Source organism: Chitinophaga sp. GbtcB8 (assembly GCF_019091455.1).
Classification (GTDB): Bacteria; Bacteroidota; Bacteroidia; order Chitinophagales; family Chitinophagaceae; genus Chitinophaga.
The window spans coordinates 1-229 of the sequence record NZ_JAGXJN010000548.1; the positions used below are offsets into that span (position 1 = coordinate 1).

General features: G+C 53.7%; 1 protein-coding gene. It reads left to right on the forward strand.

Annotation, left to right across the window (positions count from 1 at the left end; genetic code table 11):
• Window positions 1-229: hypothetical protein (locus KVT36_RS32530; RefSeq protein WP_217607554.1), on the forward strand; the 229-nt coding region annotated here is incomplete at both ends.

The window sequence follows — 229 nt, forward strand, 5'->3', positions numbered from 1 at the left end:
CATGCAGCTGCAGATCGGGGTGCCGGAGCAGGGGGTATCATACCCCGCAAAAATAAAACTGCAACAGGGACGTCTCACCGGCGTGGATGAGTTACTGTTAGCCCGCAAAAATGAGCAGCAGCTGGGTATGGGTAAAGGCAAATATCCCTTGGGGGAAGCCCCTTTAAAGCTGGGCATTGGGTTAGGGTACCTGAACGGTACGCTGGATTTCGGGGATGGTAAGTCTTCT